Below are 973 nucleotides of genomic sequence, written 5' to 3' on the forward strand. Positions count from 1 at the left end.
TGGTTGTGCGGTAGATTTTGTGTGCAGGCTTCTTCATTTGAAAATTATATGGCTGAAGAAGCCCTTAAGAATAGCTTTGTGCAACAAAGCCATTAGAAAATAAAGGAAAAGAGTACATGGAGAATTTTAAAATTGCTTAATATATTAAATTTTAAATAAATTAGAATTCATATAAATTGTTTATACTATTTATATTTTAACTCTACATTAAGTCAAATTTGATATCATGTATTTTATTGAAAATTACTTAAATGAACTTTATTCCTCATTCAATAAATTATTTAATCCGCACATTGTAAAATGATTGAAAAAAGTTAAAGTTATAATGTCCTCACAATCCCGTTTCCTCTGTATCGGTGGCTTCCTAAACGGAACTCAAGTCAAAGACCAAGGCGACAGCTTTGTTTGTATGACCAATGGAAAGAATGAAACTTATACGAAGAAGGTTATTTTCCATCAAGAGGCATGGGATCATGACTACTATGTGTTTGAAAACATCACCGACCAACAAGCAAAAGAGTGGGTGTTTCAAAAATATGGAGAAACCGTCATCTACCGAAAAAGAAAGCCCATGAAAAAGCCCCGTAATTAAAAAATTACGGGGCTAGTCGTACCACTCACGTGATACTCATATAAGGCTCATCTCATACTGCCTGCATTAAAACACATTCACACAGACTCGTCATGCTGAATCGAATATAAATTCAAATCGACTACTGCGAAAATCTTACAAGCACGTAACCATAAATAAAACAGACAGCAACAATCTAGAAAGGTGAAATTAATAGAATAAGCATAAATGAACACAGCATGAATATAATGAAAAGCATACTCACATTAAGTTTAATCCGTCTAACGCTCATTGCATGTTCAAGCGTGGAGTGTAGAGGTCAACAAATATTGGACATAGTTTTAAGTTTTTGTTCAGCCTCACAAGGGCTGATGCCATCATTAAATTGATGTGGTCGTATCT

At 33.7% G+C, this 973-nt stretch carries 1 protein-coding gene; it reads left to right on the forward strand.

The genetic code is table 11. From position 1 onward, the window contains the following. Positions 1-325 precede the first annotated feature (325 nt). Positions 326-592 (forward strand): hypothetical protein, encoded by a 267-nt coding sequence (locus AC1M9I_RS14575; RefSeq protein ID WP_481611211.1) that lies wholly within the window; start codon positions 326-328, stop codon positions 590-592. Positions 593-973 lie beyond the last annotated feature (381 nt).

This window comes from Acinetobacter sp. ANC_7553 (assembly GCF_056779895.1).

Excerpts from the sequence above, each read along its gene's own strand:
- AC1M9I_RS14575 (WP_481611211.1), top strand. The coding sequence starts at position 326 with ATGTCCTCACAATCCCGTTTCCTCTGTATCGGTGGCTTCCTAAACGGA.